The organism is Streptomyces laurentii (assembly GCF_040635425.1).
GTDB classification, from domain to species: Bacteria; Actinomycetota; Actinomycetes; order Streptomycetales; family Streptomycetaceae; genus Streptomyces; species Streptomyces laurentii.
Window position 1 is genome coordinate 26,554 of record NZ_JBEYHT010000008.1, and the last position, 16,633, is coordinate 43,186.

Here is a 16,633-nt window from a genome sequence, read left to right on the forward strand (position 1 = left end):
GCGGGCTTACCTCACACGGCGGCGAACCGCAGAGTGATCGAGCCGTCCCCGGACGGCTCGATCCGGATCCCCGCCAGGTCCGCCACATGGACGTCCGGGCCGAAGGCGGCGGCCCGCGGGCCCACGCCCACGACCCGCATCCCGGCCGCGCGGCCCGCCTGGATGCCCGCCTCGGAGTCCTCGAAGACGACGCAGTCCTCCGGGGCGAAGCCCAGCTCGGCGGCGCCCTTCAGGAAGCCCTCCGGGTGCGGCTTGCTCGCGCTCACGCTCTCGGCGGTGACCCGCGTCCCGGGCAGCGACAGGCCCGCCGCGCCCATCCGGGCGGTGGCGAGCGCGAGGTCGGCCGAGGTCACGAGGGCGTGCGGCAGCGGCGCGAGCGCCGCCAGGAACGCGGGCGCGCCCGGCACCGGCACGACCCCGTCGAGGTCGGCGGTCTCCTGGGCGAGCATGTCCCGGTTGTCGGCGTGGTTCTGCTCCATGGGGCGGTCCGGCAGCAGCGCGGCCATGGTGGCGTACCCCTGGCGTCCGTGGACCACCTTCATGACCTCGTCGGGGACCAGCCCCTGGCGTTCGGCCCAGCGCCGCCAGCAGCGTTCGACGACGGCGTCGGAGTCGACGAGCGTGCCGTCCATGTCGAGGAGCAGGGCGCGGGTGGTGAGGGACGCCGGGGTGGGGGCGGTCATGCGGGATCTCCAGGTGGGTTCGGAGATGGGGAGGAACAGTACGAAGCGGTCCCGCCCGCCGGTCAGGGTGTGCGGGCGGAACCACTTTGTTCGTCCACGATACAAAACGGCGCCCCGGAGCCGCCAGCCCCGGCCCACATCCCGGACCGGGCCGGGCCGGACCGGACCGGACCGGACCGCGAGAGGCACCCCCGGCCTACTGGTGGTCGCCGCCATCCTGCCGCGACTCCGCCTCCAGCGCCGCGCGCGTGCTCGGCCCGTACACGCCCCGGGGATCGCCGCTGAGGGCCCGGGTCGCCTGGAACGCCGCGACCCCGCGCTCGACCCGCCGCGTGTACGAGCCGTTCACGGGCCCCAGGTAGAGCCCGAGCTGTCGCAGCCGCCCCTGCAGATCCGCGACCTCCGGGCCCGTCGAACCCGAGCTCAGCGTGGTCGCCGCCGTGGTGTGGGGCGCCGTCGGGGCCGTCCTGTGCGGCTCCGCCGGGGTCGTGGCCGGGGTCGACGGTACGGCCGGCGCCGTCGAACCGGCGGAGGAGGCGGTCGGGGACGCCGAAGCGGAGGGGGAGGCCGTCCGCGGGGACGCGGACGCCGAGGCCCGGTCCGGGGACGCGGAGACCGAACCGGACGCCGTGGGGGAGGGGGTGGTGGTCGGCGCCTCGGATACGGCGTCGTTCCCGAACGCGCTCGTGGTGGTCACGGGCTCGGCGGCCCGGTCGTCGCCGTCGGAGCCGCCGACCAGCGCGGTGGCCAGGAGCGCGGTCCCGACGACGCCCGCCGCGACGACCCCCGCGGTCAGGGCTCCCCGGCCCCGGCCCTGGCTCTTGCCCCGCCGCCGGCCGCCGCGCCGCCCCGCGCCCGCCGCCCCGGGGACGTACCCGAGGGTGTGCGCGGGCTCGTCCGCAGGAGAGGGCGAGGGTGGGTACGGATGCGCGTACGGGTCGGCTCCGGCGCCCGTACCGGTCTCGTACGCGCCCCCCGACGCGTACGCCGCCCCGGCCCCGTACCCCGTTCCTTCCCCGTACCCCGCCGTGCTCGCGTCGGCGGTCCCCGGCGCCGGCATCGGCACCTCGGGCGGCAGCGGTCCCGCCGGCATCGCCGCCGTCTCCGCGTCCGTGGCGCCCAGCGTCACGTACGGCCGGATCCGCAGCGGCTCGAAGTCCTCGGCGGCCTGCGCCGCGATCCGTGCCGCCTCCTGCTCCGCGGCCCGCTCGGCGGCCTGCGCCCGCGCGCGATCGCAGGCGCAGCCGGGTCTGTGCGCCCCGCAGTCGGGACAGACGTGTCCGGACATCGTTGGATCCCCTCCCCAGTCAACTGCGAGCGATTATGCAGCCCGCCCCTGTGCCGGGAGGGAACACCCGTACACCCGCGCACGTCTCCCGCAGGACGTAAGAGGACAAACGCATCAGGATGGAGGGCACGGACCGGACCGGAGGAGAGCGGAGAGCCCATGGCCCAGGACGTACCCGCGCCGGACGGCGACGACGGTCCCGCTCCCGGGAACGGCCCCGGATCGGCCTCCGGCCCCGAATCCGCCCCCGGCCCCGGATCGGCCTCCGGCCCCGAATCCGCCCCCGGCCCCGGACAGGGCCAGAACCGCCGCACCCTCGGCTTCGCCATCGGCGCCCTCCTCATGGGCCTGCTCCTGGCCGCCCTCGACCAGACCATCGTGTCCACCGCCCTGCCGACCATCGTCAGCGACCTCGGCGGCATGGAGCACCTGTCCTGGGTCGTCACCGCCTATCTGCTCGCCTCCACCGCCGCCACCCCGCTGTGGGGCAAACTCGGCGACCAGTACGGCCGCAAGCGGCTCTTCCAGGGCGCCATCGTCCTCTTCCTCATCGGCTCGGCGCTCTGCGGCCTGTCCCGGAACATGCCCCAGCTGATCGGCTTCCGCGCGCTCCAGGGCCTGGGCGGCGGCGGGCTCATCGTGCTGTCGCAGGCGATCGTCGGCGACCTCGTCACCCCCCGCGAACGCGGCCGCTACCAGGGCCTCTTCGGCGCCGTCTTCGGCACCACCAGCGTCCTCGGCCCGCTGCTCGGCGGACTGTTCACCCAGCACCTGTCCTGGCGCTGGGTGTTCTACATCAACCTTCCCATCGGCATCGTCGCCCTCTTCGTCATCGCGACCGTCCTGCACATCCGGGTCGGCACCACCCGCCACACCATCGACTACCTCGGCACCTTCCTCATCGCCTCGATCGCCACCAGCCTGGTCCTCGTCGCCTCCCTCGGCGGCAGCACGTGGGCCTGGGCCTCGCCGCAGATCATCGGCCTGACGGTGCTCGGCGCCGTCCTCCTCGTCTGGTTCCTCTTCGTGGAGCGGCGCGCCGCCGAACCCGTCCTGCCGCTCAAGCTCTTCGGGATCCGGACCTTCGCCCTCGCGTCCGTCATCAGCTTCGTCATCGGCTTCGCGATGTTCGGTGCGATGACCTACCTGCCGACCTTCCTCCAGGTCGTGCACCGGGTCACCCCCACCATGTCCGGCGTGCACATGCTGCCGATGGTCGCCGGTCTGCTGCTCACCTCCACCGGCTCCGGGCAGATCGTCTCCCGCACCGGCCGCTGGAAGGTCTTCCCGATCGCGGGCACCGCGCTCACCGCCATCGGCCTGCTGCTGCTCCACCGGATGACCGAGTTCACCCCGACCTGGGAGATGAGCCTCTACTTCTTCGTCTTCGGCGCCGGACTCGGCCTCGTCATGCAGGTGCTCGTCCTCATCGTGCAGAACGCCGTCTCCTACGAGGACCTCGGCGTCGCCACCTCCGGAGCCACCTTCTTCCGCTCCGTCGGCGCCGCCTTCGGTGTCGCCGTCTTCGGCACCATCTTCACCAACCGCCTCACCGGCAACCTGGCCGACGCCCTCGCCGGCGTCCCGCTCCCGCCCGGCGTCGGCCCCGCGACCCTCGCCGCCGACCCGCGCGCCCTCGTCGCGCTGCCGCCCGCGCTGCGCCCCGCCGTCCTGCACGCGTACGCCACGTCCATCACCGACGTCTTCCTGTACGCGTCCCCGGTCGTCCTGGTCGCCTTCGTCGTCTCCTGGTTCCTGAAGGAGGACAAGCTGCGCGGCTCGGTCACCGCGCCCGACGCCGGCGAGACCCTCGGCACCGGCCCCGTCGAACGTTCCTCGTACGACGAGTGCGCCCGCGCCCTGTCCCTGCTCGGCTCCCGCGCGGGCCGCCGCCAGGTGTACGAGAAGATCACCGCCCGCGCCGGGCTCGACCTGCTGCCCGCCGCCAGCTGGCTGCTGCTGCGGGTACGCCGTCATGGCGCCGTCGAACCCGGCCGGCTCGCCGCGACCACCCCCGTACCGCCGCAAGTGATCACCCAGGCGGCCCGCCAGCTGGAGCAACGCCATCTCGTCGCGCGCGAGGGCGTACAGCTGATCCTCACCGAGCAGGGAGCCGAGACGGCGGTACGGCTCGGACGGGCGCGCGAGGACTCGCTGGCCGAACTGCTCGGCGACTGGTGGGGGCCGGACCGGCCGACGGACCTGGTACGCCTGGTGGAGCTGCTCACCGACGAACTGAGCGGCGCGAACGGCGAGCAGCTGCGCGGGCGGAGGCCGCCGGGGCCGCCGAGACCAGCGGGGCCGGGCGACGAGGGACCGCCACCGCCGTGACGGCCCGGCCCGGGATCCCCCGAGCCGGGCCGTCATGGTGGATCGGGCCTCCGGTCCGAGTAGCGCGTCTTCACGTGCACCTCGAAGTTGTAGTACGTGGCCGTGATGGAGGCCTTTCCGGCGGCCGGAGCGGCAGGAGCCACTGGGGCGTCCGGGGCCGTCGGGGACGGCAGGGCCTGCGCCGGCCCCGCCTGGAGGCAGAGGGCGGTCACGGCCGCGATCGGGATCCCGGCCAGGACCCGACTGATCTTCTTCATACGATTCCTTCCCCCGTTGGGGATTGCGCTTGTGGCACTCGCCCCTGGGCCGGGGCGACACGACGAGCTTGGGCGGCCGGAGTCCGGGGAACCTTGCGCGCTGTCGGAATCCGCAGGCCGGGACGTACGTCAGGACGCGGCCCGGAGGCGTTCGCGCACCCGGTCGGCGTCCGGGTGGCCGAGGGCCTCCAGGACGCGCAGGGCGTCCTGGTACGCGGCCCGGGCCCCGGCGTGGTCGCCGACGGCGCCGAGGCCGTCGCCGAGACTGGTGAGGGTGTCGGCCTGGTAGTAGCGGTCGCCCAGCTCCGTGAAGAGCCGCAGGGAGTGGCGGAGGCAGACGACAGCGTCGGCGTGCTGGCCCAGCCCCCGGTGGGCGTAGGCGAGGCTGTCCCAGCTGTACGCCTGGCCGGTGCGGTTGCCGACCTGCTCGAACAGGGCGAGCGCGTGCCGGCACGCCGTCAGGGCCTGCCGGTGGCGGCCGAGGAGCGACTGGCACCAGCCGATCACGTTCAGGGCGCTGGCCCGGCCGGGCGGGAAACCGGCGGCGGTGTAGTGGCGCAGGGTCGCCACCGCGTGGGCGAGCGCCTCCGCGTCGCGTCCCTGCTTCTGGCTCACCCAGGACAGGGTGCGCCGGGTGTGCGCCTGGCCGGTCTCGTCGGCCAGCCGCGCGTAGCGGACCAGGGCGTCGTCGAGCAGCGTGCGGGCCTCGTCGTGGCGGCCGGACCAGGAGAGGGCGACGGCGAGACCGTGCCGGCTGTGCGCGATGCCGTACGCGTCGTCCGCGTGGTGGGCCGCGCGCAGCGCCGTGTCCTGGACGTGCCGCCACTCGTCCCAGGAACCGCGCCGCTGCAGGTGGGTGCTGAGCGTCCAGGCCAGCCGCCAGGCGTGGCCCGGGAATCCCGCGGCGGCGGCCCGGTCCACCAGCGCGAGGAGGGTGGCGTGTTCGGCGGTGAACCAGCCCGACGCCTCCTCGTGGCCGGCGAAGTCCCGCACCTGGCTTCCGGGGTGGGGCGGGTCCATGGCGACGGGGTCGCGGTGTTCGTCCAGGATCCGGTCGGCGGCTTGGGCGGTGTGGAGGTAGTGGTCGAGCAGCCGGTGTTCGGCGGCGTGCCGCCCGGACGCCGGCTCGTCGGCGGCCAGCCGCGTTCCCGCGTAGGCGTGCAGCAGGTCGTGCAGGAGGTGACGGTCCGCGCCGCGGCGCTGCAGCAGTCCGGCGTCGGTCAGTTCCTCCAGCAGGACCCGCGTGGCGGCCGGGGACGCCCCGGCCAGCGAGGCGGCGGCGGGCAGTGCGAACTCGGGCCCCGGGTGCGGGGCCAGCAGCCGGAAGATCCGCGCGGCCCCCGGCGACAGCGCGCGGTACGACCAGGAGAACACCGCCGACACGTCGGAGTCCCGGCCGTCGGGGACGGCGAGCGCGCGCAGACCGTGGTCCTGGTCGCGCAACTCGTCGACGAGCGAACGCAGCGGCATCTCCGGGTTCGTCAGCGCGCGGGCGGCCGCGACGCTGAGCGCGAGGGGCAGCCCGGCGCAGTGCCCGACCAGGTCGTCGAGGGCGTCCGGCTCCGCGGCCGCGCGGGCCGCGCCCATCCGGCTGACGGCGAGTTCGCGCGCTTCGGGGGCCGTGAGCGTGCCCAGGGCGAGGGGCTGCGCCTGGAAGCGGGCCACCAGACCGGCGAGCAGGCGCCGGCTCGTCACCAGCACCAGACAGCCCGCGCCGCCGGGCAGGAGCGGCCCGACCTGGTCCGCGTCGCGCGCGTTGTCCAGGACGAGCAGCAGGCGCCGGTCCGCGGTCAGGCTCCGGAACAGCGCCGCCTTGCCGTCCGCGTCGGCGGGCATGCGGTCCGGGCCCACGCCGAGCGCGTCGAGCAGCCGGTGCACGGCCTCCGCGGGCGCCATCGGCGCCTCGGCCGGCCCGAAGCCGCGCAGGTCCAGATAGAGCTGCCCGTCCGGGAAACGGTCCATGACCCGCCGGGCCCAGGACAGGGCCAGCGTCGTCTTCCCGACGCCCGCCAGCCCGCTGACGGTGATCACGACCGCCGTCCCGGCCCCAAGGCTCAGCTCGGCCGACTGGGTTTCGAGGGCGGTGAGTTCACGGTCCCGGCCGATCAGGGAGCGTACGGTCAGCGGCAGTTGCCGGGGAGACGGGGGCGATGGGGGCGGCGGTGGTGCGGTGGTCCGCCCGGTGAGGGGTGCGGCGACGGAGGTTCCGGAACGGGCCGGGTCGAGCGTGGCGTCCCGGCTGAGGATGCGCCGATGGAGACGCCGTATCGGCTCGCTGGGGTCGACGCCCAGCTCCTCGGCCACCTGGCGGCGCAGCCGGGTGTACGTGTCGAGGGCGTCGGCCGTGCGGCCCGACCGGTAGAGCGCGAGCATGAGCTGTTCGGCCAGCCGCTCGTCCAGCGGGTATTCGGTCGCCCGGGCGGACAGCCGGCTCAGCAGCCGTTCATGTCCGCCCTGTCGTAAGGCGGCGTCGTTCCGCTCCAGTTCCGCCACTAATCGTTCCTGCCGCAGGGCCGCGCGCATGTCGTCCGCCCAGGCGCTCTCCACCACGCCGAACGGCTCGCCGCGCCACAGGCCGAGCGCCTCCTCGTACAGCTCGACGGCCCGGGGGTCGTCGGCCGACCGGGCCCGGCCGACCAGACCGCGGAACCGGTGCAGATCCACGGCGTCCGGGTCCACGCGCAGCAGGTAACCAGGGCCCTGCCGTTCCACCGTGACGTCCTCCGCCGGCGCCACGACCCGCCGCAGGCGCGACAGGTAGCTGTGGAGGGCGGCCCGGGCCCGCTGCGGCTGCCGCTCGCCCCACACCCGGTCCGCCAGCTGCCCCAGGGTGACCAGCCGGCCGGTGTCCGTCAGCAGGGCGGCCAGCACGCACTGCTGCCGGGCGTGCCCTACGGCCACCGGCCGCGTGCCGACCCGTACCTCCACGCCGCCGAGCAAGCCGAACCACGTACTCATCCCGCCCCCTTCCCGAGCCGCACCGCTCTGGTGCGCTCAACAGAATCGCGGACGCGGCACCCCGGACACGAAGCTCTGGCGCCCGGCGCTTCCCGCGTGTCGGCGTACCCCGAGGTGTGTCGGATACGCCGGGCATCGACCGGGTCAGAAGTCGAGCGTCAGAAGTCGAGCGTCAGAAGTCGACGGGGTCCCGGACCAGCGGACAGGTCATGCAGTGCCCGCCCCCGCGCCCCCGCCCCAGCTCGGCGCCGACGATGGGCAGGACCTCGATGCCGGCCTGCCGCAGCAGCGCGTTGGTCTGGGTGTTGCGGTCGTACGTGAAGACGACCCCGGGCTCCACGGCGACGGCGTTGTTGGCGCTGTCCCACTGCTGCCGTTCGGAGGAGTACTCGTCCCCGCCGGTCCCGATGACCCGCAGCCGCGACAGGCCGAGGGCCTTCGCCACGACGTCCGTGAACGAGGTGGCGCCCTCGTCCGTGATGTCGACGCCGGGCGACGCGCCGTCGCCCGGGCGCAGGGTGAAGGTGCGGACGGCGCTCATGATCTTCGGGTAGAGGGTGACGACGTCGCGGTCCGCGAAGGTGAAGACGGTGTCGAGGTGCATCGCGGACCGGAGTCTCGGCAGGCCGGCGACGACGACGCGTTCGGCGGCGCCGTTCTCGAAGAGCGCGCGGGCGACCTGGGTGACGGCCTGGCGCGAGGTGCGTTCGCTCATGCCCATGAGCACGACCCCGTTGCCGACGGGCATGATGTCGCCGCCCTCGAACGTGGCCTGCCCCCAGTCCTTCTCGGGATCGCCCCACCACACGGTCGCGTCCCGGTAGTCGGGATGGAAGGTGTAGATCGCCTTCATGAGGAGGGTCTCGCCGTGGCGGGCGGGCCAGTACAGCGGGTTGAGGGTGACGCCGCCGTACAGCCAGCAGGTGGTGTCCCGGGTGTAGAGCGAGTTGGGCAGCGGCGGCATCAGGTACTCCCGGGCGCCGTGCCCTTCCCGGGCGAGCGCCACGTACCCGGGCCGGGAGTCCTCGGGCAGGTCCGTGACCGACAGGCCGCCGATCAGGTACTCGACGAGCAGCCGGGGCGCGAGCGAGTCGAGGTACGCGCGGGTGTCGTCCACCAGGCCGAGCCCCACCTCGTTGGGCACGATCTTCCGGTCGAGGAGCCAGGTACGGGCCTCGGGGAGGGCCATGGTCTCGGCGAGGAGATCGTGCAGCTCGACGACCTCGACGCCGCGCCGGGTCAGTTCGGCGACGAACGCGGCGTGGTCGCGCTGGGCGTTCTCCACCCACATGACGTCGTCGAAGAGCAGCTCGGCGGCGTTCGTCGGGGTGAGCCTGCGGTGGGCGAGCCCCGGGGAGCAGACGAGCACCTTCCGGAGCCGCCCGACCTCGGAGTGGACGCCGAGCGCCGGGCGGGCGGCGCCGGTCTCGGGAGTACGCGTGGTCATGGGCGGCCTTTCCGGTGTCGGGCGGGGGAGGGGGAACGGGCAGGTACGGAGGGCGTGCACGCGGGCGTACGGGACCGGGCGGGCGTACGGGACCGGGCGGGCGTACGGGACCGGGCGGGGGTCACAGGGCGATCCAGCCGACGGCGAGGGCGACGATCCCCAGGGCGGCCCCGGCGACGGAGCCGGCGAGGATCACCGCCTCCCGCGGCGAGAACAGGCGCCGGCCCAGCTCCCGGCGCGCCTTGACGAAGAGGAGCGTGGCCGGGGCGTACACGATGAGGGAGACGAGGACGAACTTCAGCCCCGCGGCGTAGAGCAGGAACGCCGTGTAGAGGGTGGCCAGGGCCGCGACGACGACCTCGCGGCGGGCGCCGGTGCCGGGGCTCCCGGCCCCCTCCCGTACCGGCCACAGCGCGAGCTTCAGGGCGAAGGCGGCGGCCAGGAAGAACGGGATGAGGGTCAGGGCGCTGGTCAGATCGAGGGCGAAGTCGAACGCGTCGCCGGAGAACGCCGTGACGACCAGGACGACCTGGGTGAGCGCGCTCGACAGCAGCAGCGCGGGCACCGGCACGTCGGAGAGGCTGACCCGGGCCAGGAAACGCGGCATGTCCTTGTCCTTGGCGGCGACGAACAGCACCTCCGCGGCCATCAGGGTCCAGGCGAGATACGCGCCGAGGACGGACACGATGAGCCCGGCGCTGACGAAGGTCTTGCCCCAGGTGCCGACCGCCGCCTCCAGGACGCCGGCCATGGACGGCTGGCGCAGCCGGGCGATCTCGGCCATGGGCAGGATGCCGTACGACACGATGGTGACCGAGGCGAAGACCGCGAAGACGCCCACGAACCCGAGGAGCGTCGCGCGCCCGACGTCCCGGCGGCGCTGGGCGTGCCGCGAGTAGACGCTGGCGCCCTCCACGCCGAGGAAGACGAACACGGTGGCCAGCGTGGTGCCGCGGACCTGGTCGAAGAGGGAACCGGCGTAGTCCGCGCCGCGGAGGTTGTCCGTGAAGACGGAAGGTTCGAAGAAGACCAGGGCCAGGACGACGAAGACGAGGATGGGCACGAGCTTGGCGGCGGTCACGATCCGGTTGATCGCCGTCGCCTCCTTCACCCCGCGGCGGATGAGCAGGTAGAAGGCCCACAGCCCGACCGAGGACAGGACGATCGCGAGAGCCGTGTCGCCGTCGCCGAGCGCGGGTGCGACCGCCCCGAGCGTCGACATGATGAGCACCCAGTACGTCACGTTGCCCACGCACACGCTCGCCCAGTAGCCGAAGGCCGAGAAGAACCCGAGGTACTCCCCGAAGCCCGCCTTGGCGTACGCGTAGACGCCCGCGTCGAGGTCGGGCCGGCGGACGGCCAGAGTCTGGAACACGAACGCGAGCATCAGCATCCCGAGGCCCGCCACCGCCCAGGCGATCAGGGCCCCGGTCACTCCCGTCTCCTGGGCGAACCGGCGCGGCAGGGAGAAGACGCCGGCGCCCACCATGGAGCCCACGACCAGCGCGGTGAGCGTCAGGAGACTGAGTTTGGCGGTCTTCGGCGTACCGCCACCGCCCCCGTCGCCGCCACCGCCGTCGGCCCGGGCGTCCTCCAGGGTGTCGGCAGACGGCATGGGGCACCTCGTCCAAGCGCTCGATCCACGGCGGCACCGGAAACCGGATCCGGAACCCGATCCGGGACCGGAACCCGGGCCAGGACCTCAGCCGGAACGGGGACCCGGGCCGGAACCGGAGCGGAGACCCGGGCCGGAACCGGAGCGGCCGCGGACCGGTGGCCCCAGATCCGCAACCTATGCGCCCCGGGCGCCCCGGGCCCGCCGGACGCGTCCATCCGGGGCCGGGGCGCCCGCACGGGGACTTCGCGGGCCCTAGACGGCAGCGGCCGCCACGAGATCCTTGCCGTACCAGATCTCCATGTACGGGCCGCTGCAGTACGCCGGTATCTCCGCGTACCCGTGCCGTGTGTACAGCGCCCGCGCCTCCACCAGGTCGAGCCGGGTGTTCAGCACCATCCGCGTGGCGCCCAGGGCGCGCGCCGCGTCCTCCAGGCTGCCGAGCAGCGCGGACGCCCCGCCCTTGCCCCGGAACTCGGGCAGCAGGAACACCCGGGTCAGCTCGGCGCGTCCGTCGTCCAGCAGGAGGACGCCGCCGCAGCCGACGGGCTCGCCGCCGTACCGGGCCACCAGGAACTGCCCGGTCGGCGGCGTCAGCAGCTCGACCCCGTCGTTCGTCAGTCCCGAGTCGACCTCCGCCGTGGTCGCGGGACGTCCCCAGTAGCTGCTCGCGACGTCGTCGTAGTACGTACGGCGCAGCGCGGACGCGACCGGCGTGTCGTACGCCTCGGGGGCGAAGGTCCAGGTCCTCACCTGGTCCGCGGCGCTCATCCGGCCTGCTTCGGGGCGGTCTGCTGGACGACCTCGAAGGACCACACCGTCGACCCGGTCGCCGCCGGCTTCGGCCGCTCGCCGCCACCCGCGCCGCCGCCCTGGTGGGCGGACTTCATGGGGCCGTTCATCCAGTTCTGGAAGTCCTCCTCGCTGCGCCACCGGGTGTAGACCAGGTAGTCGTCGGTGCCCTCGACCGGGCGCAGCAGCTCGAACCACTCGAAGCCGTCCGAGCTCTCGACGGCACCGGCGCGCGACGCGAAACGCTGCTCCAGTACCGCGCGCTGCTCGGCGGGGACGGTCAGGACGTTGATCTTCACGATGCTGGGCACGGAACACCTCTCGGCAAGCGCGGGCCGGGCACCGCGCCCGGCCGTGACCGCGTGGGTGCAGTCTCCTCCATCGGCCGCCCGCCCGGTCGGGCGGGTGGCCGATGGAGGCGCGGCGGGGTGACGGGCTCGCTGACGCGGCTACGCGGTCACGCGGGCGATCAGCAGGCCGTCGTAGCCCTTCGTGCCGACCGTCTGGAAGGCGGTGGCGTCCAGACGCGGTTCGCGGGCGACGAGTTCGAACATCTCGCGGGTGCCGGTGATCGCCGGGTCGTCGGGGTGCGGGGTGGTGATCGCGCCGCCGCGGACGACGTTGTCGACGATCACGAGGGTGCCGGGGCGGGAGAGCTTGAGCGCCCAGGCGACGTAGTGCGGGTTGTTCACCTTGTCGGCGTCGATGAAGACGAGGTCGAACGGGCCCGCGCCCTCCGCCTCCAGCTTCGACAGGGTGTCCAGGGCCGCGCCGGTGCGCACCTCGACGATCGTGTCCAGTCCGGCCCGGGCGAGGTTGCGGCGGGCCACGTCCGCGTGGACGGGGGAGTACTCCAGGGTGATCAGTCGGCCGTCGGCGGGCAGGGCGCGGGCCAGCCAGATCGTGCTGTAGCCGCCGAGGGTGCCGATCTCCAGGATGCGGCGGGCGCCCTGCGTCACCGCGAGGAGGTGGAGCAGCTTGCCCTGGTTGGGGGCCACCGCGATCCGGGGCAGTCCGGCGGCCTCGGAGTCGGCGAGGGCGGCCGTGAGGGCGTCGTCCGCCGGGGCGAGCAGGTCGGTGACGTACGCGTCGACGGCGGTCCAGCGGGCTTGATCGTTATCGGTGCTCATGCGGCCGAACGTACACCGGGCCGGGCGCGCCGGGCCCGTACGACCGCGAAGCCGCCGCCCGCGGCGAACAGCGCGAGCAGCGCCCCGCCCACGGTCAGCAGCCAGACCGGGACGGCGCCGACCGTCCATAGCCGGTCCTTCCAGACGACCTGGCGGTACGGGGTGTCGGCGGACGCCCGGACGAGTTCGTGGTCGCCGTCGATGCGCGACGGGTCGGGGAAGGACTGGTCGACGGCGGTGAGGAAGACCTTCCCGGAGCCGGCGAGACGGGCGAGTTCGCCGGCCGGCGGCGGGGTGACGGCGCCCGCGAACAGCACCTCGGGGCGCTTGCCGCCGATGGCGCCCTTCGGTTCCATCCGGTGGCCGGCGAGCACGTACAGGCCGAGCGACTGCGGGGTGGCGGCGAGCCGGGACAGCCGCATCGGGTAGACGGGGCGGTCGTTGGCGAAGCGGATACGGATCGGGTCGAGGGCGCCGTACAGCTTGGCCCCGTCCCGCTCCGGGGCGAGGCGGACGGCGACGTACTCCCAGCCCTGGTCCACGTACGGGCGCAGGGCCTCGGAGAGCCGGTCGGACAGTTCGAAGCCGTTGTCGTGCAGCCAGTCGCCGAGCGCGGCCGGGTCGGTGGCCGTGAGCCGGGCGATATCGAAGGGGCCGAGCCGTTCGCGGCCGACGACCCCGACACCGGGGCCGCCCGGGCGCGGCGCGGCGCCCACCGCGTCGTCCATGTCGCCGGGGGCGAAGGGCCAGTCGGAACCGCGCGGCCAGAAGTGGTCGCGGGTGCGGTGCTCGGGCGCGGTGAGCCGGTCGAGTTCGTCGAAGAGGGCCGGGTCGGCCAGGTCGACGTCGGCGCGGTGCGGCACGGGCATGATCCAGGCGGCCTGGTCGGCGTCGCCGTGGACGGTGAAGCGCATGACGATCTGCTCGGTGCCGCCGCGTCCCTCGGCCCCGCGGTGCTCGTCCCAGCGCACCACCGAGGTCTCCCGGTCGACGCCGAGCCGCGCCATCCGGTTGGTGACCATGGCGCCGCAGCCGCAGGCGTACGCCGGTGCGACGAGCGTGCCGAGCTGGAGCGCGAGCAGCAGGCCGAGCGCCGTCAGGATTCTTCCGATGGTCCGGTGGCTGATGCCGTGTATCCGTGTCCCCCGCATGCCGGATCGGACGCGCGAACGGATCTTTCGGTTCCGATCGCGCGCCGCCGGCCGGCCGGCCGTTCGGACCGCCGCTTGGCCGTCCGCTCGGCCGACCGGTCAACCCGCCCTGACCTGAAGCTCCTTGATGCCGTTGAGCCAGGACGCGCGCAGCCGGCGCGGCTCGCCGGCCAGGGTGAGGCCGGGGAGTTCGTCGGCGAGGGCCTCGAAGATGAGGTCGATCTCCTTGACGGCGAGTGACTTGCCGAGGCAGAAGTGCGGTCCGCCGCCGCCGAATCCCAGGTGGGGATTGGGGTCCCGGGTGATGTCGAAGAGTTCGGGGCGGTCGAAGACCTCGGGGTCGTTGTTGGCGGAAGAGTAGAAGATTCCGACCCGGTCGCCCTGCCGGATGAGCTGTCCGCCGAGTTCGGTGTCCTGGGTGGCGGTGCGCTGGAAGGCGGTCACCGGGGTGGCCCAGCGGACGATCTCCTCGGCGGCGGTGGCCGGCCGTTCCCGCTTGTACAGCTCCCACTGCTCGGGATGGGTGAGGAAGGCGTGCATGCCGTGGCTGATGGCGTTGCGCGTGGTCTCGTTGCCCGCGACGGCGAGCAGCAGCACGAAGAAGCCGAACTCGTCGGAGGACAGGTTGCCTTGGCCCTCGGCGGCGACGAGCTGGCTGACGATGTCACCGGCCGGGCACTTCTTGCGGTCGGCGGCCAGGTTCATCGCGTAGCCGATGAGTTCCATGGCGGCCTCGGCGCCGATCTCCTCGGTGATCGCGTACTCGGGATCGTCGTACGCCACCATCTTGTTCGACCAGTCGAAGATCCGGGCCCGGTCCTCCTGGGGTACGCCGATGAGTTCGGCGATGGCCTGAAGCGGCAGCTCGACGGCGACCCGGGTCACGAAGTCGAAGGTGCCGCCCGGGATTCCGCCAGGTGTCCCGTTCGTCCCGCCTCCCGCGCCTCCCGCGGCCGCCGCGGCGGCCTTCGCCTCGGTGACGATGGCGCGGGCCCGGGAGCGCAGGGCGGACTCCAGGCCGCGGATGGCGCGCGGGGTGAAGCCGCGCTGCACGATCTGGCGGACCCGGGAGTGCTCGGGCGGGTCCATGTTGAGCATGATCAGCTTCTGGACCTCGATCTGGTCCCGGCTGATGTGCTCGTTGAAGCGGATGACGGCGGTGTTCGCGTTCGACGAGAACAACTCCGGGTGGGTGGACACGTACTTGACGTCGGCATGCCGGGTGACGGCCCAGTAGCCCTCGTCGGCGAAGCCGGTGACACCGGGCGGCTGGGCGCACCACCAGACGGGCGCGGTCTGCCGCAGTCGCGCGAACTCCGGGTGAGGGACGCGGGCATGGAGCAGATCGGGGTCGGTGGCGTCGAACCCTTCGGGGAGACTGGGACAGCGCATCGGCACACACTCCAGATATCTGATGGTCCATCAGAAGTTGCCGGGAAAGGTAGTGAGCGGCCCCGCAAGAGGCAAGGCATACGGGGGGAAGTATTGCGTTCCGGACCCTTGCCTACCGGCGGTAACCCCCATAAGACTGCACTCATAACTAGAACGCGTACTAGTTCTGCGTGAAGTTGCGCGTGCTGTGCATGTCTCTGCGCGCTCCTGCCCGGTCCCGCCCAGTTCTGTTCAGCCCTGACCGACCCTGACCAGCCCTGTTCGTGCAGTTCCACGTGACCCGTCGACCGGTGGGGTGCCGGGAACACCCGTACCGGGCGAGGAGAGGACCAGCTCATGGCCGCGGAACCCGTCATCGTCGAAGCCGTACGCACCCCCATCGGCAAGCGCCACGGCGCGCTCGCCAACCTCCACCCCGCCTACCTCCTCGGCGAGACCTACCGTGAACTCCTCGGCCGCACCGGCATCCCCGCCGACTGCGTCGAGCAGGTCGTCGGCGGCACCGTCACCCACGCCGGCGAACAGTCCATGAACCCCGCCCGGACCGCCTGGCTCGCCATGGGACTGCCGTACGAGACTGCCGCGACCACCGTCGACTGCCAGTGCGGCTCGTCACAGCAGGCCAGTCACATGGTGGCGAACATGGTGGCGGCCGGGGTCATCGACGTCGGGATCTCCTGCGGCGTCGAGGCCATGTCGCGGGTGCCGCTCGGCTCGGGCTCCAAGCACGGGCCCGGCAAGCCGTTCCCGGACGAGTGGAACGTCGACCTGCCCAACCAGTTCGAGGCGGCCGAGCGCATCGCCCGCCGCCGCGGCCTCACCCGCGAGCGCGTCGACGCCTTCGGTCTGCTCTCCCAGGAGCGCGCGGCCGTCGCCTGGGCCGAGGAGCGCTTCAAGCGCGAGACCTTCGCCGTCCAGGTCCCCACCACCGAGGAGGAGCAGCACGCCGGACAGGGTATGTGGCGGCTGGTCGACCGCGACGAGGGGCTGCGGGACACCAGCATGGAGGCGCTGGCCGGGCTCAAGCCGGTGCTGCCCACCGCCGTGCACACCGCCGGCACCGCCTCGCAGATCTCCGACGGTGCCGCCGCCCTGATGTGGGCGTCCAAGCGGATGGCCCGCGCGCTCAAGCTGCGGCCCCGCGCGCGTATCGTCGCCCAGGCCCTCGTCGGCGCCGACCCGCACTACCACCTGGACGGGCCCGTCGACGCGACCCGGGCGGTGCTCGGCAAGGCGGGCATGTCGCTGAAGGACATCGACCTCGTCGAGATCAACGAGGCGTTCGCCGCGGTGGTGCTGAGCTGGGCGGACGTGTTCGGGCAGGACCTGGAGAAGGTGAACGTCAACGGCGGCGCCATCGCCCTCGGCCACCCCGTCGGCGCCACCGGGGCCCGGCTGATCGCCACGGCCCTGCACGAGCTGGAGCGGCGGGACAAGGAGTTCGCGCTGATCACGATGTGCGCGGGCGGCGCATTGGCCACCGGCACCATCATCCAGCGGCTCTCCTAGCCCGTATACAACGGGACGGGTACGCGAAAACGCCGCAGGCCCCGCTCCCCCTAGGCGATAAGGGGGCGGGGCCTTGCGAC

Annotated in this window: 13 protein-coding genes; 2 read left to right on the plus strand and 11 right to left on the minus strand. The window is 73.4% G+C overall.

Annotated features, from left to right (window positions below):
* Nucleotides 1–11: 11 nt before the first annotated feature.
* A complete protein-coding gene (locus ABZ693_RS07490; protein WP_359874417.1) occupies nucleotides 12–683 on the minus strand; it encodes an HAD-IA family hydrolase in 672 nt (223 codons plus the stop codon).
* Nucleotides 684–879: 196 nt separating this feature from the next.
* Nucleotides 880–1,971, minus strand: coding sequence for a peptidoglycan-binding domain-containing protein (locus tag ABZ693_RS07495; RefSeq protein ID WP_359874419.1), 1,092 nt, complete (start codon nucleotides 1,969–1,971; stop codon nucleotides 880–882).
* Nucleotides 1,972–2,130: 159 nt separating this feature from the next.
* Here ABZ693_RS07495 and ABZ693_RS07500 point away from each other — a divergent pair, with 159 nt between their 5' ends.
* Nucleotides 2,131–4,302 (plus strand): MFS transporter, encoded by a 2,172-nt coding sequence (locus ABZ693_RS07500; RefSeq protein ID WP_359874421.1) that lies wholly within the window; start codon nucleotides 2,131–2,133, stop codon nucleotides 4,300–4,302.
* A 32-nt stretch (nucleotides 4,303–4,334) separates the two neighbouring features.
* Here the strand turns inward: ABZ693_RS07500 and ABZ693_RS07505 are convergent, their stop codons facing one another.
* From ABZ693_RS07505 to ABZ693_RS07545, 9 genes are all read right to left on the minus strand, one after another.
* On the minus strand, nucleotides 4,335–4,559 hold the full coding sequence (locus tag ABZ693_RS07505) for a hypothetical protein (protein ID WP_359874423.1): 225 nt from the start codon (nucleotides 4,557–4,559) through the stop codon (nucleotides 4,335–4,337).
* A gap of 129 nt (nucleotides 4,560–4,688) precedes the next feature.
* Complete coding sequence (locus ABZ693_RS07510) at nucleotides 4,689–7,517, minus strand: AfsR/SARP family transcriptional regulator (protein ID WP_359874425.1); 2,829 nt, start codon at nucleotides 7,515–7,517, stop codon at nucleotides 4,689–4,691.
* A gap of 172 nt (nucleotides 7,518–7,689) precedes the next feature.
* A complete protein-coding gene (locus ABZ693_RS07515; protein WP_359874427.1) occupies nucleotides 7,690–8,964 on the minus strand; it encodes an arginine deiminase in 1,275 nt (424 codons plus the stop codon).
* Between the two features lie 121 nt (nucleotides 8,965–9,085).
* Nucleotides 9,086–10,579, minus strand: a complete 1,494-nt coding sequence (locus ABZ693_RS07520; RefSeq protein WP_359874430.1) for a basic amino acid/polyamine antiporter — start codon at nucleotides 10,577–10,579, stop codon at nucleotides 9,086–9,088.
* Between the two features lie 255 nt (nucleotides 10,580–10,834).
* The gene (locus ABZ693_RS07525) at nucleotides 10,835–11,350 is read right to left on the minus strand and encodes a GNAT family N-acetyltransferase (protein WP_359874432.1); all 516 of its coding nucleotides are present in this window, start codon (nucleotides 11,348–11,350) and stop codon (nucleotides 10,835–10,837) included.
* The gene (locus ABZ693_RS07530) at nucleotides 11,347–11,682 is read right to left on the minus strand and encodes an antibiotic biosynthesis monooxygenase family protein (RefSeq protein WP_359874434.1); all 336 of its coding nucleotides are present in this window, start codon (nucleotides 11,680–11,682) and stop codon (nucleotides 11,347–11,349) included. The genes ABZ693_RS07525 and ABZ693_RS07530 overlap by 4 nt, the downstream gene beginning before the upstream one ends.
* Before the next feature lie 138 nt (nucleotides 11,683–11,820).
* Nucleotides 11,821–12,501 carry an O-methyltransferase gene (locus ABZ693_RS07535; RefSeq protein ID WP_359874436.1) on the minus strand — a complete coding sequence of 227 codons (681 nt, stop codon included), beginning with the start codon at nucleotides 12,499–12,501 and terminating at the stop codon, nucleotides 11,821–11,823.
* Nucleotides 12,498–13,652: a DUF2330 domain-containing protein gene (locus tag ABZ693_RS07540; protein ID WP_359874438.1), complete on the minus strand. Its 1,155-nt coding sequence runs from the start codon at nucleotides 13,650–13,652 to the stop codon at nucleotides 12,498–12,500. Before ABZ693_RS07540 ends, ABZ693_RS07535 begins: the two co-directional genes overlap by 4 nt.
* 99 nt (nucleotides 13,653–13,751) lie before the next feature.
* Nucleotides 13,752–15,044, minus strand: coding sequence for a cytochrome P450 (locus tag ABZ693_RS07545; protein WP_359874440.1), 1,293 nt, complete (start codon nucleotides 15,042–15,044; stop codon nucleotides 13,752–13,754).
* Nucleotides 15,045–15,380: 336 nt separating this feature from the next.
* Here ABZ693_RS07545 and ABZ693_RS07550 point away from each other — a divergent pair, with 336 nt between their 5' ends.
* Nucleotides 15,381–16,553 carry a steroid 3-ketoacyl-CoA thiolase gene (locus ABZ693_RS07550; RefSeq protein WP_359874442.1) on the plus strand — a complete coding sequence of 391 codons (1,173 nt, stop codon included), beginning with the start codon at nucleotides 15,381–15,383 and terminating at the stop codon, nucleotides 16,551–16,553.
* Nucleotides 16,554–16,633: the final 80 nt, after the last annotated feature.

Bases quoted from the DNA above. Each gene is read 5' to 3' on its own strand.
- ABZ693_RS07490 (WP_359874417.1), bottom strand. From the start codon at position 683: ATGACCGCCCCCACCCCGGCGTCCCTCACCACCCGCGCCCTGCTCCTC.
- ABZ693_RS07495 (WP_359874419.1), bottom strand. From the start codon at position 1,971: ATGTCCGGACACGTCTGTCCCGACTGCGGGGCGCACAGACCCGGCTGC.
- ABZ693_RS07500 (WP_359874421.1), top strand. From the start codon at position 2,131: ATGGCCCAGGACGTACCCGCGCCGGACGGCGACGACGGTCCCGCTCCC.
- ABZ693_RS07505 (WP_359874423.1), bottom strand. From the start codon at position 4,559: ATGAAGAAGATCAGTCGGGTCCTGGCCGGGATCCCGATCGCGGCCGTG.
- ABZ693_RS07510 (WP_359874425.1), bottom strand. From the start codon at position 7,517: ATGAGTACGTGGTTCGGCTTGCTCGGCGGCGTGGAGGTACGGGTCGGC.
- ABZ693_RS07515 (WP_359874427.1), bottom strand. From the start codon at position 8,964: ATGACCACGCGTACTCCCGAGACCGGCGCCGCCCGCCCGGCGCTCGGC.
- ABZ693_RS07520 (WP_359874430.1), bottom strand. From the start codon at position 10,579: ATGCCGTCTGCCGACACCCTGGAGGACGCCCGGGCCGACGGCGGTGGC.
- ABZ693_RS07525 (WP_359874432.1), bottom strand. From the start codon at position 11,350: ATGAGCGCCGCGGACCAGGTGAGGACCTGGACCTTCGCCCCCGAGGCG.
- ABZ693_RS07535 (WP_359874436.1), bottom strand. From the start codon at position 12,501: ATGAGCACCGATAACGATCAAGCCCGCTGGACCGCCGTCGACGCGTAC.
- ABZ693_RS07540 (WP_359874438.1), bottom strand. From the start codon at position 13,652: ATGCGGGGGACACGGATACACGGCATCAGCCACCGGACCATCGGAAGA.
- ABZ693_RS07545 (WP_359874440.1), bottom strand. From the start codon at position 15,044: ATGCGCTGTCCCAGTCTCCCCGAAGGGTTCGACGCCACCGACCCCGAT.
- ABZ693_RS07550 (WP_359874442.1), top strand. From the start codon at position 15,381: ATGGCCGCGGAACCCGTCATCGTCGAAGCCGTACGCACCCCCATCGGC.